The 1,413-nt window shown below is 42.0% G+C and carries 2 protein-coding genes; both read right to left on the bottom strand.

Annotation, left to right across the window (positions count from 1 at the left end; translation table 11 throughout):
* Positions 1 to 86 precede the first annotated feature (86 nt).
* On the bottom strand, positions 87 to 854 hold the full coding sequence (locus F6K51_RS37195; protein WP_293031177.1) for a peptidylprolyl isomerase: 768 nt from the start codon (positions 852 to 854) through the stop codon (positions 87 to 89).
* 256 nt (positions 855 to 1,110) lie between these two features.
* Positions 1,111 to 1,410 carry a hypothetical protein gene (locus F6K51_RS37190; protein WP_293031174.1) on the bottom strand — a complete coding sequence of 100 codons (300 nt, stop codon included), beginning with the start codon at positions 1,408 to 1,410 and terminating at the stop codon, positions 1,111 to 1,113.
* Positions 1,411 to 1,413: the final 3 nt, after the last annotated feature.

Here is a 1,413-nt window from a genome sequence, read left to right as displayed (position 1 = left end):
AGCTACTCCTTAATTGCCAGGATTCATGTGCTTCCTTTGTAAGTAGCCAGCTATCAGCTAATAGCTGATAGCTGATAGCTGACTGCTTACGAATTTTCTACAGAATCATTCTGGCTTTGATCCTGTAACCAATCCTGAAATAGGGATTCTAAAATTGCCTCTCTAACGGATTCACTTAGTTCCGTTGGAAACCACTTCTCAACTCGGAGAATGTGATAGCCAAGTTTAGTTTGAATCGGTCCGATTACGTCACCTTCTTTAGCTTCATAAATCCCTTTGGCAATGTCTTGGGAAAGTTCTGCTAGAAAGCAAATCCCGACAAAACCGCCATTTTCTTGGGACTGTTTCCCCTTCGAGTGTTCCAGTGCTAAAGCACAGAAAGAAGCGTTGTCATAGCGGAGTGCTTTAACTATTTTCAAAGCCTGGGCTAGGTCAAGCACAAGAATTTGAGAAAGGGCTACTCGTCTATAGTTTTCGCGATTGCTAATATAATCACCATCGACAGCTCCTCCAAACAGATGCTCTTTTAATTTCTTCGTCAATAGCTCGACTTTAATGCCTTCAGACCACTCTTCTACAGTAATCTTCTGCTGAGAAAACCAAGTATTGGTTTCAGTAACCCCTAGCAACTTGTGCTCTACACGAAAAGCATCTCCAGCTGCTTGCCATTCCTGATCGGAAACTGTAATACTAAATTCCTCACACAGATCCAAAATCAAAGCATCTTGTTCAGCTAAGGTAGCAATTTCAGCAAATTTCCTGGAACGGCGCAGGTAACCAATAATATCTGCATCCGTTACTGGGGAAGTTTCTAGTAGTAGCGGTTTTTCTAAGGTTTCTGTCGTTTGTGTCATGGTTTTTTGTGATTAATCAATGGTGTAGTTTAACAGTATAAATTCTGTAAGCACTCAGCCGTCAGCTGTCAGCCGTCAGCTTAAAATAAACCTCAAAAGGTATAATTTAATAGTTCGAGATTTTATCAAATTTAAAGTTTGGGGAAAAGCTCTTGGCCGTTGGCTGATAGCACCTCAATTAGCGTGGCACAGGCTTCGACGCTGTGACATAACGCATAAGCTGATAGCTGATGGCTGATAGCTGATAGCTTACCTCTCATCTATGAATAACAACAGGTTCAGGTTGGTAAATCAAGCGTTCAGGTGGAATTTCTTCGATATTGATGCGGTTGCGATGTAAATCGCCATAGAGATTGAGATAGTCTAGTTCAGCTTGGGTTAGTTTGCCTTTTTGAATGCCTTTGATTGCTGCATCAACTTCTTCACGAGAAGTCAAACCTGCCAAGGCGACATCCACACAGTTCTGACTTAAAGAGTAGCGATATAAATCTGGTACTGAAGGTGTCCAGCAGTTTTCTGGTAGATCCTCCGGAGGAGTCCAAAGAACAGTCTGCATTCA

The sequence above is a fragment of the Moorena sp. SIO3I8 genome, assembly GCF_010692325.1.
GTDB lineage: Bacteria > Cyanobacteriota > Cyanobacteriia > Cyanobacteriales > Coleofasciculaceae > Moorena.
Note: the sequence above shows the minus strand (reverse complement) of the source record. Positions and strands in the feature narration are given on the sequence as shown.

Bases quoted from the DNA above. Each gene is read 5' to 3' on its own strand.
- F6K51_RS37195 (WP_293031177.1), bottom strand. From the start codon at position 854: ATGACACAAACGACAGAAACCTTAGAAAAACCGCTACTACTAGAAACT.
- F6K51_RS37190 (WP_293031174.1), bottom strand. From the start codon at position 1,410: ATGCAGACTGTTCTTTGGACTCCTCCGGAGGATCTACCAGAAAACTGC.